This is a genomic window from Novosphingobium sp. PhB165, assembly GCF_004341845.1.
GTDB lineage: Bacteria > Pseudomonadota > Alphaproteobacteria > Sphingomonadales > Sphingomonadaceae > Novosphingobium.
The window spans coordinates 554,547-576,647 of record NZ_SLVB01000002.1 but is presented as its reverse complement, the minus strand read 5'-3'; the positions used below and the strand labels follow the sequence as shown (position 1 = coordinate 576,647).

Annotated in this window: 16 protein-coding genes; 8 read left to right on the top strand and 8 right to left on the bottom strand. The window is 64.0% G+C overall.

Going from position 1 to position 22,101, the window contains the following annotated elements:
• Positions 1–17: 17 nt before the first annotated feature.
• From EDF56_RS07995 to EDF56_RS07980, 4 genes are all read right to left on the bottom strand, one after another.
• Positions 18–698, bottom strand: a complete 681-nt coding sequence (locus EDF56_RS07995; protein ID WP_132386196.1) for a Fe2+-dependent dioxygenase — start codon at positions 696–698, stop codon at positions 18–20.
• A 67-nt stretch (positions 699–765) separates the two neighbouring features.
• Positions 766–1,614 (bottom strand): SDR family NAD(P)-dependent oxidoreductase, encoded by an 849-nt coding sequence (locus EDF56_RS07990; protein WP_132386195.1) that lies wholly within the window; start codon positions 1,612–1,614, stop codon positions 766–768.
• Between the two features lie 46 nt (positions 1,615–1,660).
• Entirely contained in the window at positions 1,661–2,632 is a 972-nt protein-coding gene (locus EDF56_RS07985; RefSeq protein WP_132386194.1) for a TauD/TfdA family dioxygenase, read from the bottom strand.
• A 59-nt stretch (positions 2,633–2,691) separates the two neighbouring features.
• A complete protein-coding gene (locus tag EDF56_RS07980) occupies positions 2,692–3,384 on the bottom strand; it encodes a TetR/AcrR family transcriptional regulator (RefSeq protein WP_243652465.1) in 693 nt (230 codons plus the stop codon).
• Between the two features lie 276 nt (positions 3,385–3,660).
• Here EDF56_RS07980 and EDF56_RS07975 point away from each other — a divergent pair, with 276 nt between their 5' ends.
• From EDF56_RS07975 to EDF56_RS07965, 3 genes are read left to right on the top strand one after another with little or no spacing between them, the layout of a single operon-like run.
• Entirely contained in the window at positions 3,661–4,572 is a 912-nt protein-coding gene (locus EDF56_RS07975; protein ID WP_207904660.1) for a TauD/TfdA family dioxygenase, read from the top strand.
• 47 nt (positions 4,573–4,619) lie between these two features.
• Positions 4,620–5,696 carry an LLM class flavin-dependent oxidoreductase gene (locus EDF56_RS07970; RefSeq protein WP_132386192.1) on the top strand — a complete coding sequence of 359 codons (1,077 nt, stop codon included), beginning with the start codon at positions 4,620–4,622 and terminating at the stop codon, positions 5,694–5,696.
• Positions 5,697–5,700: 4 nt separating this feature from the next.
• The gene (locus EDF56_RS07965; protein ID WP_132386191.1) at positions 5,701–7,791 is read left to right on the top strand and encodes an FAD-dependent oxidoreductase; all 2,091 of its coding nucleotides are present in this window, start codon (positions 5,701–5,703) and stop codon (positions 7,789–7,791) included.
• Between the two features lie 43 nt (positions 7,792–7,834).
• Here EDF56_RS07965 and EDF56_RS07960 read toward each other — a convergent pair whose 3' ends face one another.
• Positions 7,835–10,135: a TonB-dependent receptor gene (locus EDF56_RS07960; RefSeq protein ID WP_132386190.1), complete on the bottom strand. Its 2,301-nt coding sequence runs from the start codon at positions 10,133–10,135 to the stop codon at positions 7,835–7,837.
• A gap of 304 nt (positions 10,136–10,439) precedes the next feature.
• Here EDF56_RS07960 and EDF56_RS07955 point away from each other — a divergent pair, with 304 nt between their 5' ends.
• The 4 genes from EDF56_RS07955 (at position 10,440) to EDF56_RS07940 (ending at position 16,077) form a co-directional block, all read left to right on the top strand.
• Positions 10,440–11,714 carry an MFS transporter gene (locus tag EDF56_RS07955; protein WP_132386189.1) on the top strand — a complete coding sequence of 425 codons (1,275 nt, stop codon included), beginning with the start codon at positions 10,440–10,442 and terminating at the stop codon, positions 11,712–11,714.
• 183 nt (positions 11,715–11,897) lie between these two features.
• On the top strand, positions 11,898–12,296 hold the full coding sequence (locus tag EDF56_RS07950) for a hypothetical protein (protein WP_165912133.1): 399 nt from the start codon (positions 11,898–11,900) through the stop codon (positions 12,294–12,296).
• Positions 12,293–15,148 (top strand): response regulator, encoded by a 2,856-nt coding sequence (locus EDF56_RS07945; protein ID WP_132386187.1) that lies wholly within the window; start codon positions 12,293–12,295, stop codon positions 15,146–15,148. Before EDF56_RS07950 ends, EDF56_RS07945 begins: the two co-directional genes overlap by 4 nt.
• Positions 15,145–16,077, top strand: a complete 933-nt coding sequence (locus EDF56_RS07940; RefSeq protein ID WP_132386186.1) for a diguanylate cyclase — start codon at positions 15,145–15,147, stop codon at positions 16,075–16,077. The genes EDF56_RS07945 and EDF56_RS07940 overlap by 4 nt, the downstream gene beginning before the upstream one ends.
• 108 nt (positions 16,078–16,185) lie before the next feature.
• On the opposite strand, the gene EDF56_RS07935 is transcribed toward EDF56_RS07940, so the two are convergent.
• The 3 genes from EDF56_RS07935 to EDF56_RS07925 form a co-directional block, all read right to left on the bottom strand.
• Positions 16,186–16,425, bottom strand: coding sequence for a hypothetical protein (locus tag EDF56_RS07935; protein WP_132386185.1), 240 nt, complete (start codon positions 16,423–16,425; stop codon positions 16,186–16,188).
• Between the two features lie 344 nt (positions 16,426–16,769).
• Complete coding sequence (locus EDF56_RS07930; RefSeq protein WP_132386184.1) at positions 16,770–18,992, bottom strand: fused MFS/spermidine synthase; 2,223 nt, start codon at positions 18,990–18,992, stop codon at positions 16,770–16,772.
• Positions 18,993–19,180: 188 nt separating this feature from the next.
• The gene (locus EDF56_RS07925) at positions 19,181–19,477 is read right to left on the bottom strand and encodes a hypothetical protein (RefSeq protein ID WP_132386183.1); all 297 of its coding nucleotides are present in this window, start codon (positions 19,475–19,477) and stop codon (positions 19,181–19,183) included.
• A gap of 248 nt (positions 19,478–19,725) precedes the next feature.
• Between EDF56_RS07925 and EDF56_RS07920 the strand changes: the two genes are divergently transcribed.
• Complete coding sequence (locus EDF56_RS07920; protein WP_132386182.1) at positions 19,726–22,056, top strand: TonB-dependent receptor; 2,331 nt, start codon at positions 19,726–19,728, stop codon at positions 22,054–22,056.
• Positions 22,057–22,101: the final 45 nt, after the last annotated feature.

The window sequence follows — 22,101 nt, the reverse complement described above, 5'->3', positions numbered from 1 at the left end:
TCAGGGGTGCCGAATTCTCAGGTAACCGACCACTGGCGGAGCAGGTTGTGATAGACATTGGTCAGCGCATCGACCGAGCCATGCTCCGGATGGTCGCCCGCAATCGACTGGATCGCGCCGTCCAGTTCGAACATCAGCCGTCGGCGCTCCGGAGAAGCGACGAAGCTCTGGGTCCAGAAGAACGAGGCAAAGCGCACCCCGCGTGTCACCGGTGCGACCCGGTGCAGGCTGCTGCCGGGATAGACGACCAGAGAGCCTGCCGGAAGCTTGACCGTATGGTTCCCGAACATGTCCTCGATAACGAGTTCGCCGCCATCGTACTCGTCGGGATCGCTGAGGAACAGCGTGCTCGACACGTCGCTGCGCAAGTGCTCGCCGGTGCCAGGGATCGGGAAGATCGCGTTGTCGACATGGTTTCCGTAGTGCCCATGCCCGTCATAGCGGCTGAAACGCGGTTGCAGGATGCGCTGGGGCAGGGTGGCGGCAATGAACAGCGGCGTCTGGTAGAGCCGCGTCAGCACCCGGTCGGCAAGTTGCCGGGCCAGCGGGTGATCGAGCGGGAGTTGTTCGTTCTCCTTGACGAGCGCCGCGCGGTGACCCGCAGTGGCGCGTCCGTCGGCCCAGTCGGCCGCTTGCAGCGCCTCGCGGATTTCGCGCACTTCGTCGGGTTGGAAAAGCTCGGGAATCTCGATGACCATGCGGCCTTACTTGCGCAATATGCGCAAGATGACAATGCCGCCGCGTGAGAGTGCCTGAGCCCGGCGGTCACTCCTCGGCCGCGTAAAAGGCGTCCGCGAAGTCGAAGGCGTCGTAGACGATGCGGCGATAGGTTTCGTCGAAAGTCTTCCGGATTGCGCCGTCACTGATGACCATCGGGCGATCCTCCTCCACGGCCCTGACGACCAGCTTGCCGACCAGTTCGGCCGGCCGGAACTTGACCTCGGCATGCCACTGCGCGCCTTCCGGGATCTGCACTTCGCCCTCGCCCGGGCCGCCGAAACGGGCAGGGCGGTAGCGGGCATTATTGGCCTTCATGTTGCTGACGACGCCGTGGGGCACGAAGGCCGTGACCCCCACGCCGTGTTCGCGCGCCTCGATGGCAAGGTTCAGCATCATGCCGATGATCCCCATCTTCGCCCCCGAATAGGCCGCGTGATAGGGGATCCAACTCGGTAGCAGCCCGGCGGTGGAGGCCGTGGCGCAGAAATGGCCGTCGCGCGCGGCCACCATGTCGGGATAGAAGGTCTTTACACAGTTGAGCACGCCCAGCAGGTTGGCATGGACGATCCAGTCGATGTCATCCGCGCTCATGTCGGTGATGCGCTCGAACGAGGTGGCCCCGGCGTTCGCGAATAGCAGCGAGACGGGGCCGAGATGCTCGGTGGCGGCTTGTTTCGCGGCTTCGAGAGAGGCCATGTCCGTCACGTCGCAGCCGATCGCCAGCGCCTTGCCGTCCATTACAGCGATCTCGCGGGCGACCGCTTCCGCGTTTTCGGGAAGGATGTCGGCAATCGCCACGGCCGCGCCCTTGGCGGCGAGTTCAAGCGCCAGCCCGCGCCCGATGCCGCTGCCTCCGCCGGTCACCACGGCCGTCCGGCCCGCCACTTTGGTCATCGCGTTCCTCTCCCCTGCGTCGGTGCTTTTCAGGCCCTGAAGGACCCTACATCCTCACCGACGTCGTTGTTTCGTTCATGGCGGCAGCCGGGGCGAATTCGAAACGACCCAGACCATAATCTCCGGCAATCGTGGTGCGCTGCATGGTGCGGCCAAGCGCCGGGTCGTTGCCCGAGACAGCATGGAGCATGCGCCAGTTATCCCAGATCAACATCTGATCGAGCCGCCAGGCATGGTGATAGCTCTGGGTGGCGGCGATGCGGTTGACGGTCTGGCAGACGTCTTCCAGCAGCGCCTCGCCTTCCGGCGTCTCCAGCCCGAGAATGCCGTCGGCCATGTAGGGTGAAACGTGGAGGCAACGCCCGCCATCGGCGCGTGTCCAGATCGCCGGATGGATTGCGCGGGGCGCGCCTTTCCGGTTTTCCATCATTTCGAGCGCACCGGGCTTTTCGCGGATCACGCGCAAGGTCTTGGGCTGGCCGAAGCGGTTGGTCTGATAGGCGACATTGAGCGTATAAAGGATTTCCGCCTGTTCAAGCCGGTCGCGCAACTCGGCCGGAAAGGCGCGGTAAAGCGCCAGCCCGTCGACGAACCCGGTGAGGCCACCTTCGGAGGTGATCTGAGTTGCCCGCAGCACACCGGCCCGATTGAGTTCGTTGTTGTAGCAATGGTCGAAGTGCCAGGGCAGCCAGTGCGCGAGTTGCTTGCCCTCGATCTCGACGACGCCCGAAGCATTGGGTTCCTGCTTGATTTCGACCACGCCGGGCAACTTGCTGGCATCGACCCGACTGACTTCCTTCAGCGGATGTTCCTTGAGCGGGCCGAACACCCCGCTCAGCGCCACCTGCATCTCGTCGCTCTGCTCGATCCCGTCGAAGACGATCAGCCCCTCGCGCTCGAAGGCATCGAAGATCGCCCGGCGGCTGGCTTCGTCCGCCAGAACCGCGTGCGTGACACCGGAAATGCGCACGCCGAAAGGTAGCTCCTGTCTGAGCGGTTCGATCCTCAATGCGCCCATTCCTTGCATCCCTTCCCATTTGGCACCCCGATCGTTTCATCGGTAGCGTGCTGCCGTTTCTACGGCATCTGTGCGTTCAGCATTGAATCGACCAGCAGCCGCCGCAACTGCTCGTTTTCGCGCCGCAGTTGTTGGAGTTCCAAAGTCGCGGATTCCGGCGCGCCGTTGCGTTCCGGGGCTCTGCGACCGTCCGCTCCGGACAAGAGGCCGTGAAGCAGCACGTGGACGGCATAGCGGATGTTACTCTCAATCTCGGCGGCGCTTACGGTCATGCCCCAGGCCGTCACGGTGGGCGGACCGCAGACGACGATGTACATATAAGCAGTTGCGGCGTTGCGTGCCTGCTCCTCGCCGCATTCGAGCCGGCGGCGGAACAGGCTGGCCAGCCAATCGACGGTCGGGCCGGTGCCGGCATTATAAGTGAAAGCGCCGATCTCCGGAATTCTGGCGGATTCGGCGTTGGTGATCCGCAACAGGCGGATGCCGTCCTCGCTCATTACATTCGCAACGAGGCGGCGGCCGATGCGTAGCAGCGTGTCCTCGAAATCTTCGCTCTCGCAGGCTTCCAGCGTCTCGAGGGGCAGTATCCAGTCCTCGATCGCCCGTTCCAGCGCGGCCTTGAAGAAGGTGAGCTTGTCGCCATAACGCTGATAAAAGGTGCGCTTCGCCATGCCCGCAGCGGCGCAAATCGCGTCGATGCTGGTGCGCTCGAACCCGCTTTCCAGGAACAGTACCAGCGCGCGGTCGAGCAATTCCTCGTTGCTGAGCGAGGGGCGTCCCGGCCCCCGGCTTGGCGGAGCTACGTGCCCTTCCATCACTTTCACACCTCCCCCGCCCGGCATTGGGATGCAATTAAAACGATGTAGGTATTAAATGCTTGCATGTTTCTGCCGGGTGATGGAATGTGTGGGCGTTACACTTATTTATGAAACGATACGGGTGATAATCGGCTCGACAACCGCGTCGGTCAAGCCCCGAAAGTATAACGGGACATAGCGCGGCGCAAAGCCGGCGGAGGAGAGGCGGACGTGGGATTCGCAGGCGGAATTTCCGAATCCGAAGCGGGCATGCCATCCGGTGGGAAGGCGACTATCCCGCTGATCCCGCGCATTGGCTCTCAGCTCATGATCGACAAGGCCGCGTTGCTTTCTGGCCGCCACGCTGCGCAAATTCGTGCCCTGCTGGTCGAGCGGGGCGTCGTGGTCATGCGCGGCTTAGGTGTCGATGACGAAGAATTGCGAACGATCGCACGCAGCCTTGGCGAATTGCGCATCGGCAAGGCGCGACGCGGAGCCGACGGCGCGGTGCTGGCCGAAGGCGATGGCGGCGTGCTCCGCGTGACGCTCGACGAGACACGCAACCCCGAATACGCGCGCTTCCTGTTCGGCAATCAGCTCTGGCACATGGACGGCACTTACGAAGAGGTTCCGCCTTTCGCCACGCTGCTGGCACCCGTGCGCTTGTCCAACCGGGGCGGTGATACGCTCTTCGCCAATACTTGCGCCGCCTTTGCGGACCTTCCCGAGGAAGAACAGCGGCGGCTTGAAAAGCTGCGCGTGGTCCACACGATGCAGGCGGCGCTTTTTCCTGCCAAGCGCGATTGCACGGTTGAGGAGTTCGCGCTGTGGAGTTCCTATCCGCAGCGTTCGCATCCGCTGGTCTGGCAGCACCGTTCGGGTGCCCGTTCGCTCGTGCTCAGCACGTCGGGTGCCTATGTCGAAGGCATGGAGCCGGCGGAAAGCCATGACCTGCTCCAGCGCCTGATGATCCACGCCACGCAGGAGCAATACGTCTACCGTCACAAGTGGCAGCCGGGCGATCTCGCGATCTGGGACAATACCGGCACGATGCACCGCGTGGAACCGTTCGACCGTGAGAGCGGACGCGAACTGCATCGCTGCACGCTCAATGGTGAGGAACCTGTCACGGCGCCGGCCTGAAAGGCTGAATACGACCACTGACCCAACGCAATACGAGGATGAGCAACATGCAGGTCGGTATCCACCTGGGCTTTCAGAATCTCCACGGCATGCCGGACGGCGATTTCTTCCGCCGCGAGACCCAGCTCGCCATAGAGGCCGAGGCCATGGGCTTCGACTTCGCCGCGGCGGTGGAACACCACTTCACCGACTACGCCGCCTGTCCCGATCCGCTGCAACTGCTGACTTACGTCGCCGCGAAGACGAGCACGATCAAGCTGATGCCCGCCGCCGTCATTCTGCCGTGGAACGATCCGCTGCGCGTGGTCGAAAAGACCGCCATGCTCGACCATCTCAGCAACGGCCGCGTGATCCTGGGCATGGGACGCGGCGCGGCACGGCGCGAATTTACCGGCTTTCGCACCGATCTTGCGGATTCCCGCGAACGTTTCGACGAGGCGGCGCCGATGATCCTTGCCGGTCTCGAAACCGGCTTCGTCGAAGGTGTCGGTCCGCACTTCCCTCAACCCCGTGTCGAAGTTCGACCCCGGCCGGAGGGCTGGTCGAAAGAACGCTGCGTCATGGTCTCGATGTCGCGATCCTCGGTGGAGGAAGCGGCCCAGCTCGGCCTGCGCACGCTGCGGTTTTCGCAAGGCGACTGGGCCAAGGCGCTTCCCGAGATCGACTTCTACCGCGAGACCTTCGCCAAGCTCCACGGCGAACCCGCACCGCCTTTCGTCATCAGCGATTTCGTCGTCTGCTTCGACGACGAGCAGCAGGTGATCGATTATACCGACAAGTACTTTGCCGCGCAGTTCCAGCAGGTTGCCCAGCATTACGAGTTCGGCGGCGAGCATTTCCGCAGCCTCCCGTCCTATTCGACATATGTCTACCTGGGCGAAGCGGCAGAGGCGGCGGGCGGCCCGGACAAGGCCTATCGCGACTACATTTCCGGCAACATGATCGGCACCCCCGACCAATTGGTCGAAAAGCATTTCGCGCGGGCGGAGATGGTCGGCGACTACTGGATCATCGCCAATTTCAGCTTCGGCGGGATGCCCTATGACGATGTCTACCGGCAGATGCGGACGTTCGCGGAGAAAGTCATGCCGCGCCTGAAGGAGAGCGCACGAGTGGCGGCCTGAGCCAGTGCATCCGCGCTACCCTGCCGTCTTCTCGCCCATCGCGCTGGGCCCGGTCATTATCCCCAACCGCTATTTCTTCGCGCCGCACGGCAGTGCGCTCAGCGCGGGGACAAAGCCTTCGGACGATCTTGTCGCCTACAGCGTCGAGCGCGTGAAGGATGGCGGCTGCGGCCTCGTGATCGTGGCTCTGGTGGCGCACGAACGCGGCCGCACCCGTCAGCCGTCGCCGCATCCGGACGAGAATGTCGCCGCCTTCGCGCGCATGGCCGAAGCGGTCCACGCAGCGGGCGGACGCATTTTCGGGCAGATATTCTATTGGTGGGGCGGAGCAGGCTGGTGGCAGCCGTTGAGCCCGCCGGCACCTGCTTTCGGGCCCTCCAATCGCCAGTTCGCCTATGGCCGCCGCACCGCGACGACACGGGCCATGACGGTGGGCGAGATCGCCGGAATGCATGAGGCGGTCCATCGCTCGACCGCCAACTTGCGCCGCGCGGGCTTTGATGGGGTGATGCTCCACGGTTCGCACGCCGGGCTGATCGAGCAGTTTCTCTCGCCCTATTACAATGCGCGGGAGGACGATTACGGAGGCAGCTTCGACAATCGCCTGCGTTTTGCGGTGGAATCGCTGGAAGCTGCACGGGCCGGGGCTGGGCCTGGCATGGCCGTGGGCATGCGCTTCAATTGCGATGAGGAAGTGCCCGGCGGCTATGGGGTGGCCGGCGCGCGGGATGCGGTCTCGGCGCTGACCGGACGCGGTTTGCTCGATTATCTCGACCTCGATGTCGGGATGGAGCCGCAGCAGTTTCACCATGGCATGCCGACGGGTTTTTCCGAGAAATTCCCCTACCGCAAGGCGGTCGAGCAAGTGCGGAGCGCAGCAGGCGAGGTGCCGGTGCTGTCCGTTCTCGGCCGGATCACCCGCATGGCCGAGGCCGAGGAGGCGATTTCCTCGGGCGTGGTCGACATGGCGGGATCGGCGCGCCAGCTTATCGCGGAGCCGCAGTTCGTACGGCTTGCGCGGGAAGGTCGCGAGGATGAAGGCCGCACCTGCATCGCCTGCAACTGGTGTACCGCAGCAGGCGGTGACGGGGCGCAGGGCTGCACGATCAATCCGGCGAGCTACCGCGAGCGGCTCTGGGGCATAGACAGTTTCACGCCCGCGCCAAAGCCCTCACGCGTCGTCGTGATCGGTGCCGGGCCGGGAGGGCTGGAGGCTGCGCGTGTCGCGGCTCGGCGGGGGCACCGCGTCACGCTTTTCGAAACGCGGGCGGAGCCGGGCGGCGCATTGGCCGACTGGGCACGCCTGCCGGGCCGCGCGCATTATGGCGAGGCGGTGAAATGGTGGGCGGCCGAACTGGAGCGGCTCGGGATAGACTGTCGCTTCGGTGTTCGAGCCGATGTCCCTCTGGTACTTGCCGAGGCGCCCGATGCAGTGATCGTCGCCACGGGCGCGCGGTATCGCAAGGGCGGGGAGAGTATCTCCAGCGAGATGCCGGTGCCGGGGTGTGACCGACCTCTCGTTCATACGCCGGAAGCCGTGCTCTCGGGCGATGTGAGGCCCGCGGGGCGCGTGGTGATCGTGGATGGAGAGGGGTATCACACCGGCAGCGGCCTTGCCGAAATGCTTGCGGTGCATGGGGTGCAAGTCACGCTGGTCTCCGCCGAGATGTCCCCCGTTTCGGCGCGCTTGAGCGATGCCTGGGAAGAGCGCTTCGTGCTCGCGCGGACGAAGCGGGCCGGAGTGACGCTTGCCACGGGAACATGGATCGAGAGCATCGAGGAAGGCGCGGTCACCCTGCGCGATGTCCATACCGGCGAAATGCGTTCGACGCCGGTGGATGCAGTGATCCTTGCGACATCGCGCGCGCCGGTGGACGATCTTGCCCGTGCGCTCGAAGGACGAGTGGCGCAGCTTTTCACTATTGGTGACGCGCTGGCCCCGCGCATGCTGGCAGCGGCCGCGTATGAGGGGCAGATGTTCGCGCGGCTCATTGGTGAGCCGAACGCACCGCAGGACGTTGCCGGGGCGTGGTTCGCTCCCGATCCCCCGCGCGTCAACCCATTGCCGGCCGACATTCTCCGTCCCGGAAGCTGACGGGAAGTGGCGACGGGCCTTCCAGCCCGCCGCCGATCCATCCTCAGAACTTCACGCCGAAAGTCACGCCGTAAGTCGCCGGTGCGGCCCAGACGCTGCCGATGCCCAGCGATGCGTAGTTGACTGCCGAGCGATAGCGGTGATCGGTCACGTTCTCTCCGAAGAGCGCGAGCGAGTACTTGTCGGAAGCATCGTTCCATTCGGCGCGCAGGCCGAGCTGGGCGTAGTCACCCTGCTTGAACTGCTGGGCAATGCCGAAATAGAACGACGAGGTGTAGTAGAGATTGCCCGAAAGCGTTAGCCTTCCGCCAGCCAGATCGAGCCCGTAGGACGCCGCGAGGTTCGCCGTGATCTCCGGCGAGCGCTGCATCTTGAAGCCGCTGGCGTTGGTGGTGGTTTCGACCAGTGCACCCGCTCCGAGACCGCCGAGCTCAGGAGGCGTGCAGGCGACCGGCGAAGTGCCGAACGCCGCTGCGGGATCGCAGAACTGGTAGAACGGCGCGTTGGGGAACTTCTTGTAACGCGCATGGGTCCAAGCGACGCCCGCGGACACCGTGAAGTCCGAAGTGACGTGCCCGCTCACCTGGCCTTCGAGGCCGTAGATCTCGGAGCTGGCGGCATTGGTGATCCGCGCGGTACCGGCCTGGAAGCTCGACACCTGGAGGTTCTTGTAGTCGTAGTAGAACCCGGAGAGATCGGCCGACAGCCAGCCCTTGGCATACTTGTAGCCCAGTTCGTAGGCATTGATAGTCTCGGGCTTCACCGGGCGGTAGGAATAGCCGCCGACGTTCAGCAGGCCCGCTTTGTAGCCCTGCGTGAACGAGGCATAGATGCTCGATTCGTCGTTCGGCTTGAAGCGCAGCACGGCACGGGGCGTGACGCGGTTGTTGGTGAGCTTCGGCACGTCGTAGCGGGTGTAAAGCGGCACGTCAGACGGGAAGGCGACGGGATTGCCGTTGGCGTCTTCATAAACCGAAGCGGTCAACGCACGTTCGAAATAGGCGTCGTCCACCCAGTCATGGCTATAGCGCGCGCCCGCTGTCAGGAAGAGCTGCGGCGTGATCTCGTACGTGGCGTCGGCGAAGACCGCGATCGACTGCGTGAGCGTGCCGGATTCGCCGTTGCGGACGAACGGCGCAGTGCCAAGCTTGGCATAAGTCGGCCAGGTATCGCGGTTGTTGAAGTAATAAGCGCCGGTCGTCCATTGCAGGCGCGAGCCCGGCTTCGAGTTCAGCAGCAATTCCTGCGTGAAGGTCTTGCTGTTGGAATCGATGCGGATGGTGAAGATCGGGAGCGCGGTGGCGTCAAGATCCTGGACGCTGGTGACCCGCTCGTCGCGGTACTGCGTGTAGGAAGTGAAATCTGCAAAGCCGAGATTGGCCTTGATCGTGCCCTGAATAACGTCGGTGTTGGTGGTTGCCCCGATGCCGTCGGTGGGGTTTAGCGCCACCTGATTGGGCTTGGTCGCGTAATATCCGGTCGGGGTATACTGATAGATCCACTTCGTACCGTCTTCGTCAACGAAGGCATTGTGCATCAGCGCCGAGGGATCGTCGGACTGCGAGTGGGTATAGCGCAGCAGGAAGCTGACGTCGGGCGAAGCCTCGACCTTCAGGCCGGTGCGCACCGACCAGCGGTTATATTGTCCGATCTTGTCGTTGTTATCGATGATGTTGGTCTGGAAACCATCACCACGGCGATAGAGGCCCTCGACATCGAACGCGACGCCCGGCGCGATGGCGGAAGTGCCGTAACCCTGCACTTCGACCGTGTTGAAGCGGCCATAGGACACACGCATTTCACCGCCCGGCTTCTCGCTGGGATCGGCAGTGGTGATGAGGATCGCGCCGCCCGTGGTGTTGCGGCCGAACAGGGTGCCCTGCGGGCCCTTGAGCACCTGCACCGACTGCACCTTCATCAGCTGGAAGTCGGTCGAAGCCGCGCTCGGCAGGAAGAAGCCGTCAAGGTAAGTGGCGACGTTGGGACCGCCGCCCGAAGTGGTGATTGCCGTACCGACGCCGCGAATGGTGGGCTGAGTGTAGACGCCGGACTTGTCGAACCGCAGCGCAGGGACGACCCGCGACAGATCGGAAAGCTGGCGCACGCCGGCATCGGTCAGCGTCTGGCTGCTGACCGAGGTGATCGTGATCGGCACGTCAAGCTGGCGTTCCGAACGGCGCTGCGCGGTGACGTAGATCTCGCCGGACGGCGTCGGTTCGGATGCCGTCTGGGACGCCGCTTGAGCCGCCGTCTGTCCAGCATCCTGAGCCGCAGCCTGTTGCGCCAACATCGCAGTGGCCAACACTGCTGCGGACGATGCGCAGCGCCAGAAATTGATCGACATGTTTCCCTCCCCTGATTGTTGCCCGCCATTTCAGCGGTATCTGCCTTTGGCCTTTGCATTAGCTCACGTTCGGACAAAGTTTCGCGATAGCCATATCGCTATGGCGTTTTACGGGCAGCTCCGTTGCGGAAGGGCCATTAGCCTTAGGGGTTGAGACTATTTTGCAGTGCGGCTTTTGGCGAATGGCCTCTTTGGCCTCGGATATAGAAAGCCCCCACAAGCGATTGCTTTTCGCACCCCCGCGCTTGTCAGCCCCGGCATTCGCTGCCAGCGGCGATGCGCACCCGCTCTGGCCGGAGAGAGCATGAATCAGCCAAGGCATCCTTTCTCATTCCCCGCCTTCCGGCTGTTCTGGGTGGCGCGGCTTTGCACGACCATGGCGCAGGGCGGCATGGTCGTCGTGCTGGGCTGGCAGGTCTACGAAGTCGCCCGCGCCACGCGCAGTATCAAGGAGGCGGCGTTCCAGCTCGGCATCGTCGGACTGGTGCAGTTCATTCCGCTGTTCCTGCTGGTACTGGTGACCGGATGGACCGCCGATCATATCGACCGGCGCGTGATTGCGCGCCTGTGCAGCGTGGTGCAGCTCGGCTGCGCGCTATTGCTTGGCTGGCTCAACACCGGGCATCCCGGTGCCGGTCACGGGGTGACCCTGGGCGCGCTGTTCGCCGTGGCGGCGATGTTCGGGATCGTCAGAGCCTTTGCGGGCCCCGCGCTCAACGCCCTTGCGCCGGATCTGGTCCCGGCCGACGTTCTGCCAAGAGCGATTGCCACGAATGCCATCGCCAGTCGTCTTGGCGCGATCATCGGTCCGGCCTCGGTTGGCTTCCTGTATGATGCCGGGCCGGTGCTGCCCTATGCCGTGGCCGCCGGACTCTTCACGCTTTGCCTCGGCTGCCTGATGGCGATCGGGCCGGTGCCGCGATCGAAGCGGAACGCCGCGCTCAATCCATGGCAGCAGATGATCGAGGGCGTGGCCTATGTTCGCTATCACCCCCTGATCCTCGGCGCCATTTCGCTGGACCTGATGGCGGTGCTGCTGGGCGGTGCGACGGCTCTTCTGCCGGTCTTCGCGCATGACATCCTCATGATCGGCCCCAGCGGGCTTGGGACCTTGCGTGCCGCGCCTGCCCTCGGTGCGATGCTGTCGGCGTTCTGGTTCTCATGGCGGCCGCTCGACCGTGGGGTCGGGACCAAGATGCTGGCGGCCGTCGCGGTTTACGGTGTGGCGATCGTCGGCTTCGGGATCTCGCGGTGGTTGCCGCTCTCCCTGCTGTGCCTGACCGTATCGGGCGCGGCGGACATGTTCTCGGTCTACGTGCGCCAGTCGCTGATCCAGCTTTCCACGCCGCAGGATATGCGGGGCAGGGTAGGGGCCGTCTCATCCCTGTTCATTTCCGCATCGAACGAACTGGGCGAAGCGGAATCCGGCTTCGTGGCGGCACTGATCGGCCCTGTCGCCACGGTGATCGTGGGCGGTTTCGGAGCAATCGCGGTCACGATGATCTGGTCCCGGCTGTTCCCGGCTTTGCGGCAGGCGCACAGCTTTGACATCCGCCCGTTCGAGCCGGCGCGCAAATAGGCCGTGGATAAAATCGGCGGCGACAAGACTAGCCGCCGCTGTAGGGCCCGCCGCTTCTGCGGCAATCCCGCGTTTGAGCCCGGAAATCAAAAGTGTTTCCTGCCGACCGCGTAGGTCGCGGCTATACTATATTTACGATTGAAACACCGCTACTTAGCTAAGCTTGCACACCCGTGGGGGGTGATGGGTGCCATGCTATTGCAAACGCAAGGAAATCAGGTTGGGGGTGAGTCCCACGCAAATAGCCGGCGGCACGCGCGGGCGCGTGATCTGTTGCCTGCGATGATCATGCTCTGCCTGCTGGTGGCGGGTTTGCTCGTCGCCTCGCTCGCCAGTACGGAGAAGGGCGACGGCTATCTCGTCGTGGTCCCTCCGGGCTGGACACTGGGACGGACGACCGGATTGATCCGCGCCTCGGGCGGCCGCTTGGTGCGTCCCGGCGGCTTCTCCAACATCGTCATCGCCGCATCGACAGACCCCCGCTTTGGCCGGGCGCTGAAACGTGCGGGCGCCGTATTTGTCCGGCGGGTGCCGGGTCCGCTGGGCTGCACCGCTCCCCAAAAGCCGAGTACCGCGACATGACAGACGAGATCGCCGCGCTTCGCACCAAGTTCGGGCGCTTCCTGGTCGTCCTGCTCTGGCTCCATGTTCCGCTGCTGGTCACGGTGGCGCTGATTCAGGGCGAATCGCTTCTCAACGCCGCGCTGGCCGGTGTGTTGCTGGCGGGCTCCTACCATCTCATGTGGGCACTGAACGGGCCCGCACCGGCCACACGCTACCTTTCCGCCGTCGCGCTGATGGGCGAGGTCGCCGTGCTGCTGTTCCTGATGCGGGGTCATCCCTGGCAGATGGACATGCACATGTACTTCTTCGCGATGCTGGCGCTGACCATCGCCTGGCTTGATCGCGAGACCATTCTTGTGGCCGCCTTCGCCATCGCGCTGCATCACCTCCTGTTGCTGTTCCTGCTGCCCTATGCGGTGTTCCCGCAGGAAGGAACGCTGGAGCGCGTGCTATTCCATGCCGGAATCGTGGCGTTCCAGACAGCGGTGCTGATCTGGCTCAACGGCATGCTGGTGGCCAGTTTCGAGCGTATCGGCCGCATGAGCAGCGAGATCCTCCAGAAGAATGCGGCGCTTGAAGCGCGCACGCGCGAGGCCGAGGAGGCTACGCGCGTGAAGAGCATGTTCCTTGCGAACATGAGCCACGAAATCCGCACGCCGATGAACGCGATCCTTGGCTACGGCCACCTGATCGGCCTTACCGGCCTCGACGATCGCCAGCGCGACTTCGTGGACAAGATCAAGGGCGCGGGTTCTTCGCTGCTGCGATTGATCAACGACATCCTCGACTTCTCGAAGAACGAGGCGGGCAAGCTCGTGCTGGAAATGCAGGACTTCGACTTGCGCGCGACGATTGCCGAGCAGGTCCAGCTGGTCGTTTTCGAGGCGCAGGCCAAAGGCGTGCGCCTTTTCTCGCACATCGCACCGGACGTGCCGCAGGCGGTCTGCGGCGATCCGCTGCGGATTGCGCAAGTCGCGCTCAATCTGCTGAGCAACGCAGTCAAGTTCTCGGTGGGCGGGCGCGTCGAGGTCAGCGTCTATGTGGTCGAGCGCGAGGGCAAGCGCGCCATGCTCGAACTCGTCGTTGCCGACGACGGCATCGGGATGAGCGCCGAGCAACAGGCCGCGCTCTACCGGCCCTTCTCGCAGGCGGACAATTCGACGACGCGCCGCTTCGGGGGTACCGGCCTTGGCCTCGCGATCTGCAAGCAGATCCTTGAACAGATGGGCGGCTCGATCGCCGTCGCCAGCGCACCGGGCAAGGGCAGCACCTTCACCTGCCGGTTCGAAGTGGCGGAAGCCGGCGCGATTCCCGCGAGCAGGGTGGTATCCTTCGAGCAGATCCGCGACTTGCGCGTGCTGGCGGTCGACGACAATTCGGCCTCGCGCGAAATCGTCGAAGGTATATTCGGCCATTGGGGCATGAATATCGACCTGGCCGCTTCCGGCGAGGAAGCCCTGGCTGCCTGCACGGCCGCGTGCGGCAGGGGCGATCCGTTCGACCTTGTCCTGATCGACTGGAAGATGCCGGGAATGGACGGCCTCACGCTGGCCCGCATCCTTCAGGAACGTGGCCTGGAAGCGCCCCCGCCGCTTACGCTCATCCTCACGGCCTATAGTGTAGACGAAGCGCTGGCCGAAGCGCAGGGGATCGCCATCTCTGCCGTGCTGGCCAAGCCGATCGATCCGCAAGCCCTGCTGGAAACGATCACCCTGCTTTTCGCCGGGGAAGAGCCGGCCCCGGTGAAGCCCGCGCCGCCGGCAGCTCCTGTGCAGACGCAAGTGCAGCCGCACTTGCGCGGCCAGCGCGTGCTGGTGGCGGAGGACAACGAGATCAACCTCGAAATCGCGACCGAACTGCTCACCCAGGCCGGGCTCATCGTCGATCCGGCGATCAACGGGCAAATGGCCTGCGACCTCATCAGCGCGCGGGGCGACAGCTACGCGGGCATTCTGATGGACGTGCAAATGCCGGAGATGGACGGGCTGGAGGCAACCCGCCGGATCCGCGAGACGTGGCCGCGAGGGACACTGCCGATCCTGGCCATGACCGCGCATGCCTTCGATGAGGAGAAGCGCAAGTGCTTCGAGGCGGGAATGGACGATCATATCGCCAAGCCGGTCTCGCCTGCCGCCCTCGTGGCGCTGCTCGACCGCTGGCTCAAGCCCGTGGCGGCCGCGCCGGCTAAAGCGCCGGAAGCGGATACGCGCCAGACGGAGGTTGAGGCTGTACTGCCGGCGCAACTCGCGCCATTCGATCTTCCCGTCGCGCTGGAGCGGGTTGGCGGCAAGGCCGCGCTGCTGCGCCGCCTGATCGTCAGTTTCGGCCGTGATTACGGCGCCGTGCCCACGAACTTGCGCAGCGCGCTCTCTCGCGACGAGCCGTGGGAGGCCCGCCGCATCGCCCACGGTCTGCGTAGCGTGGCCGGGGCTCTCGGCCTCCATACGGTGCAATCCTGCGCCTCGGAGATTGAACGCCTGCTCGAAGCGGAGGACATCGCGTCCGTACCCGCCGAAATCGATGCGCTCGACGCGGCATTGCAGCCCGCCGTTGCCGCCGCGCGGGGCCTCGATGGTCAATCCAGTGAAGACCGTACCGAAGCTTCCGCTGCCGATCCCGAACGCGCGGCACGCGCGCTCGCGGACTTGCGCGGATTGCTGCTGCGCCGCAGCCTTCGGGCGCGCGACGCCTATGAGGAATTCGCGCGGGCCTCAGGCCTGCTGGAAGCCGAACGGCAGAATCACCCGCTCTGTCATGCCTTGCAGCGGCTTGACTATGTAGCTGCATTGGAACTTGTCGACCGCATCGACGACCGTGCTGACATTCAGCCGGTAACCTCCGATCCTGTCGCAATAAGGAATATTCCGTGACCAAGGCGACGATCCTGATTGTCGATGACGACGTGGCAAATATCGAAATCATGAATGCCGCGCTGGAGGACGACTATGATGTCTGCTTCGCCAGTTCAGGCGAGGATGCGCTGGACGTTGCGCGCGCCGTGCAGCCGGACCTGGTGCTGCTGGACGTGGTCATGCCGGGCATCGACGGGTTTGAGGCCTGCCGCAAGTTCAAGACCGACCCCCTGCTGGCCGATGTGCCGGTGATCTTCACGACCGGGCTTGGCGATACCGAGGCTGAAATGCGCGGGCTGTCGCTCGGCGCGATCGATTACATCACCAAACCGGTGCAGCCTGCGCTGCTGCGCGCGCGCGTGGCCAACCACGTCGAACTCAAGCGCATGCGCGACCGGCTTGCGCAAATGGCGGTTACCGACGCGCTGACCGGGCTGAGCAATCGCCGCCACCTTGAAATAGACCTTGCTGCCGATTGCGGACGACTGTCGCGGGGCGACGAATGGCTGTCGGTCATCATGGTCGACATCGATTTCTTCAAGCAGTTCAATGACACTTACGGGCATCAGGCCGGCGATAGGTGCATCATGATGATCGCATCGGCACTTACCCGGGCGATCCGCAACCTGAGTGGTGACCTGAACGGCAAGGCGGCCCGCTATGGCGGCGAGGAATTCCTCTGCGCGCTGCCGGGGGCAGACCCGGTGTCGGCAGGCGAAGTGGCGCTGGAAATCAAGCGGCAGGTCGATGCCCTTTGCATCCCGCACAAGACCTCGCGGATCGGCCCGCAAGTTACGGTGAGCATCGGCGTTGCCTGTGCGCGCTGCCGGGACGGTATGACTCCGGACCACTGGATCGCGGCGGCCGACGCGCAGCTCTACAAGAGCAAGTCGTATGGCCGAGATCGGGTTACGCTGGACTGTTTCGAGGGCGTGGCCTCGCACTGATGTGCAAATGGCCCGGCAGAGCGGGCCAGTACCGGCGGCGGCACGAATGCGGAAGTTCGCGCCGCCGCCGGCGTCTCTGAGAAAGCCCCTCTGGAGAAGGGCCCCGGATCAGGCGGTTGGCGGATAGGGGTGGCGGCCGAAGACCCACTTGGGCGCGTCGTTGGACGTGCGGAATGGGTCTATGAGCAGAACCTTGGCCTCGTGACCGGCCATGCCGGCCTGATGGGCGATGTCGATCGCCCGGTTCAGCGCTGCCTTCATATCGGCGAACACTGCAAGAGCAACGCCGTGGAGAGTGACTGTCCAGCGATCGCCCTGCGGCAGGACGTGATAATCGTTCTGTTCCATGCGCCGTATCTCCTCTCTCTCTCTTTGCAATTGTCGTGAAACGGATGCCGCGAGACGGGTGGGCCTGAATTTGTATCGTCAGGCCGCAAAGCTCTGCCTTGGCGGCGGGATTTCTGTAATCGACTTGCGTGCTGTCGAGGTCGACCCGCACCGGATAATCGCCTTTTTGCGGCCACTTCATCTTGCGACCTGGCGACCTGGGCGGCGGGAAACTCACCGCTCTATATTCTCAACCATACTGGTGGACAAAGTCCTGTCAATGCGATTCGGCGCGGCCTTCGCGGCTCGTCGCTTGCGCGGCACTGGTGGTCTGCCGGCCGTGTTCGGCGGGCGACAATGTGCAATCAAAAACTGCCGAGCCGGTCCCAGCGGATGAAGGGAAGGATCGAGGCATGGTCATCCGTCCATGGCCGCGCGGCGTGCTCGTCCAGCACGGTCCATGGCGCATCCGGGCTGTGCCGCGCCAGTGCATCCAGCACCGCGCCATCGCGTGACAGGGCGATCCAGCGCGACGGCGTGTAGCGGTCGGTGTCAGTCGGAATGTCGAGCCGGGAGAGGGGCGCCAAACCGGCATCGCGGGCATTGGCGCCGACTACCGGGGCCAGATCGATGTAGCGGTTCGAGATGTGAAGCATGAGCAGCCCGCGCGGACTCAGTGCCTTGAGGTAGACCTGCAATGCCTCACGCGTCAGCAGATGCATCGGAATCGCATCGGAAGAGAACGCGTCAATAACCAGCACGTCGAACGAGGCCGGCGGCAGTTTCGCAAGTTCCAGCCGTGCATCGCCGATGACGACGCGGGCATCAGGCGTGCAATCGCGGAGGAACGTGAAGCGGCCGGAGGTCGAGAAACGCAGGACCACCGGATCGATCTCGAAGAAGGTCCAGTGCTGACCCGGCTGCGACCGACAGGCGAGTGAGCCGGTGCCAAGCCCCACCACGCCGACACGGGCGTGTGGCCCCTGAAGCGCTGGGGTCGCGGCAAGCGCCAGTGACACGCCGGACCCGGGTCCGTAATAGGTCAGCGCATCATGCGCGTGCGCGGGATCGAGCGATTGTTCGCCGTGCAGCGTGGTGCCGTGCGCCAACGTGCGGAGCCTTTCCTCCTGCCGGTCGTGCACGGTATAGATGCCGAAATAGCTGCGCGTACGGTCCCCCGCGAGTGTCGCGCGTATCGTCCAGATGCCGCCCTGCGCAACCATCGCCATGGCCAGCACGGTAAGGAACGCGCCGCGCCACGCCATGACCATAAGGCCGGTACCCACCAGAAACACCGTCAGCACCGTTGCGATCAACACGTCATCGGGGCGCAGCGCATATTGGTCCAACTGCCACGCCAGAAACGCCGCGAAGGCGAGCAACAGGGCGAGCGCGATGCGCAAGGGGCCGGAATCGATGCTTTCACTCTCGCTCCAACGCAGCAGCGGCTCAAGCGGCATCAGCAGCGCGGCGGCCAGCACAAGGAGCGGGTGCTCCCACGCCCAGTCGAACACCATCGGTGCGAGCAGCGCCGTGAACAGTCCGCCCAGCGCGCCGCCCGCCGAAAGCGCGAGATAGAACCGCGTGAGATGGGCCGGGCCCGGTCGCAAGTCGTAAAGGCGCGCATGCAGGGCCGTCGCCACGCAGAACAGCAGGAGGCAGGTCGCCCCGGCCATCCACAGCCCGCCCGACCCGTTCGAGACCATCGCATAGCTGCCCGCGAAGAGCACGACAACAGGTGCGATCCGGCTCACCGCGTGGGCCGGTGCGCGCCGATCGGCAAAGGCGAGGACGAAGCTCAGCAGATAGAGGCCGAGCGGGATCACCCAGAGGAGCGGCATCGCGAAGATATCGGTCGTGAGGTGGGTTGTGGTGGACAGCATCAGCCCCGAGGGCACGGCGGAGAGCATCAGCCACAGGATTACGGTGCGCCAGCCGATCGGCGCCTCTTCAGGCGCCTCGACACTCGCGGCGGGCTGATCGGGCAGGGCATATCGGCTCGCGGCGGCGAGCGCGACGAGCAGGACCAGCAGCACGAAGCCGGCCGACCATGCAAGGCTCTGCTGGCGCAAGCTCAACAGGGGTTCGGCCAGCAGCGGATAGGCAAGAAGCCCCGCAAAACTGCCCAGATTCGAGGCCGCATAGAGCGCCCAAGGCTCACCCGCACGCGGATCCGCGGCGAACCAACGCTGCATCAGCGGCGCCTGTGCCGATACGGCGAAGAATACCGGGCCGATCGACAGGCCGAGCAAAAGCGGCACCCACAGCTCTTCGGGAAGTCCGGCAATCCGCGTCATGCCGGTCAGCCCGGCCGGCAGCGTCAGGCCTGCCAGTATCAGCAGCGAAAGGTGCACTGCCGCCTGCCTGCGCAGCGACAGTCTGCCAAGCCAGTGGGCATAGGCATATCCCGCCAGGAGCAGCGCCTGATAGACCAGCATGGCGCTGTTCCAGACGTTCGGCGCGCCGCCGAGACGCGGCAATGCCATGCGGGCGATCATGGGCTGAACGAGGAAGAGCAGGAAGCTCCCGACAAGGATCGTCGCGACGAACAGACCGCGAGCGGGGCCGCGAAAACCGGCTGCACTCATGACGCGGCGCCAAGCCGACACGCAGATTCAAGGCGGAGTTGGGCGGGGGGAGCCATCAACAGCCTCTATCGCATTGCTTGGTCTCGATAAAGAAGTGGCTCGCGCGGAACGCTCAAAAATCCGGATGAGACCTGCGAAACCACGATGGAGTGCAGGCTCGCCGACACTGTGAAACGGTTATTCATTCGCTACGATCGCCGCCTTCCCGCGAACGTCGCGAGAAGACAGGTCGCGGTGACCGGGCCGATCCAGTCGACCCACTGGTCGAGCTTGGGCCAGACGCGCAAGTCGAGCGGCCCCCACCAGGGCATGTTGGCCCTCAAGCCATGGCCATAGAGTTCGATCCAACGGTACTCCGCCTGCGCGATCTCGCGGCCGATGAAGTAACCCGAGGCCAAGGCCGCGCCGGTCCACCAACTGCCGGTGAAACGCGCGATGATCACCTGCAGGATCAGGGCAGCGACCGCGTGTTCGAAATAGTTCATTTTCGGCAGTTCCCTTGGCATCCGATGAAAGGGGGATGTGACTGAAACGAGATAAAGTCGACGCAACTCTGTCGTATTGATGCATTGCTCAAGTCATATTTTTAAATTTCCCTGTGTTGCCCCCATGCAACCCGATCCTGTAAAAATGAAATACCATCCGTTTTCGTGAAAATGACATGGGATTGTCATCGGTTTGTCGCCGAACAGGTGGAATTCCCCCGTCGGTTTCAGGGTGGAGTTCTCTCTCAATGAAGACGGTTCACGTATCTCGCCTGCTTGCGGCAGGCGTCTCGTTTCTTGCCTGCGCCGTTGCCGTGCCTGCCTTTGCGACGGACAATAATGCGGCCGACGCTCCCGCCGATCCTTCCGGAGATGGCGCCGCCACAGGCTCCACGGGTGAGATTGTCGTCCTCGGTTTCGGCGAAACCCGCCAGACGCAGACCGTCAACGCCCAGGATATCGCGTTGCTGACGCCGGGTACCTCGCCGCTCAAGGCGATCGCCAAATTGCCCGGTGTCAACTTCCAGTCGGCCGATGCCTTCGGCAGCTACGAATGGTCGGCCCGCATCTCGCTGCGCGGCTTCAACCAGAACCAGTTGGGCTTCACGCTCGACGGCGTGCCGCTGGGCGACATGAGCTATGGTAATTATAACGGCCTCCACATAAGTCGCGCCATCATCTCCGAAAACCTCGGCAACGTCACTGTCAGCCAGGGCGCCGGTGCACTGGGCACGGCCTCCACCTCCAATCTGGGTGGCACGCTGCTGTTCAACTCGCGCGATCCGGGCCATGAACTCGATGTCGTCGCCAGCGCGACCTATGGCAGCGAGGATACCGTGCGCGCCTTCATTCGCGGTGAAACTGGCGACATGGGCCCCTTCCGCGCCTACGTTTCCTATGCCCACATGGACGCGGGCAAGTGGAAGGGTGACGGCGCCCAGAAGCAGGATCAGGTCAATGCGAAGCTGGTGGGCGACCTCGGCGCAGGACGCCTCACAGCCTGGGTGAACTATTCGGATCGCCGCGAGAACGACTATCAGGATCTGTCCAAGGCGATGATCGACCGCCTTGGCTACAAGTGGGACAACTTCGCGCCTGACTGGAAGGCGGCCTATTCCACGGCTGCGGTCTATCAGAACCAGCTCGCTGCCGCTGCCGGGACGGCACTGCCTTTCCCGACGTACGGGACCGCCTTCACTGCGCCGATCGAAACCGTCGACGATGCCTACTACAATGCCGCCGGCCTGCGCCGGGATTGGCTGGGCAGCGTCAAGTTCGAGACCCCGGTCGATCGGCCGCTGCGCTTCTCGCTGCAATCGTACTACCACAACAACCATGGTCAGGGCCTCTGGTGGACGCCCTATGTGCCGAGCCCGACCGGCGCGCCGCTTTCTGTGCGCACGACCGAATACGACATCAAGCGCGCTGGCGCGATCGCGACGCTGAACTGGGATGTCAGCTTCAACAAGCTGGAGCTGGGCGCCTGGTATGAGGGCAACAATTTCCGTCAGGCCCGCCGCTACTACGCGCTGGACAATACGCTCGACGGCAGCTCGCGGGATTCGCTGGAATTCCAGTCGGACCCGTTCGCCACGCAGTGGGATTACAAGTTCCAGACCAACACGTTTGTCTACCACGTGTCCGACACGATCGACGTGGGTGATGCGCTGACCGTCAGTGGTGGCTGGAAGGGCATCGACGTTGTCAACAAGGCGAACCCGATCGTCCAGTCGAGCTATCCCTCGGGCCGGATCAAGGCCAACGACATGTTCCTGCCGCAAATCGGTGCGGTCTACCGGGTATCGTCGAAGGCCGAACTCTTTGCCAGCTATACCGAGAACATGCGCGCCTTCGTTTCTGCGGTGACATCGGGTCCGTTCTCGACCACGCAGGCCGGTTTCGACGAAATCAGCGACACGCTAAAGCCGGAAACCTCGCAAACCGTCGAAGGCGGCGCGCGCTTCCGTTCAGGTCCGTTCCAGGGATCGCTCGCGGGCTACTACGTGGACTTCAAGAACCGCCTGCTGGCGATCAGCTCCGGTCCCGGCATCGTCGGCAGCCCGAGCATTCTGGCTAACGTCGGCTCGGTCCAGACTTATGGCTTCGAAGCTGCCGCAACGGTGCAACTGCCCGCCGGTTTCAGCGCCACGGCGTCCTACGCCTACAACGTCTCGGAATATCAGGATGACGTTGTAGACGGCACCGGCGCCGTGGTGAATACCGAGGGCAAGACCGTACCGGACAGCCCGCGCCACATCGCCTCGGCCGAACTCGCCTATACCGGCGATATCCTGTTCGGCCGCATCGGCGGCAATTACATGTCGAAGCGCTACTACAGCTATACCAACGACGTTTCGGTAGGCGGCCGCTTCCTGCTCGATGCGTCGCTGGGAGCCAAAGTGCCGGAGGGACATGGCTATCTTTCGGGCGTCGCTCTCGAAGTCTCGGTCAGCAACCTGACCGACAAGAAGTACGTCTCGACGGTGGGCTCGAACGGTTTCACCAACAGCGGGGACTCGCAGACGCTGCTGACCGGCGCGCCGCGGCAGTGGTTTGTCACCCTGCGCCGCGGTTTCTAAAGGCGGCGTGGAACTGAGCCCGTCCCCAAGGCGGGGACGGGCTCA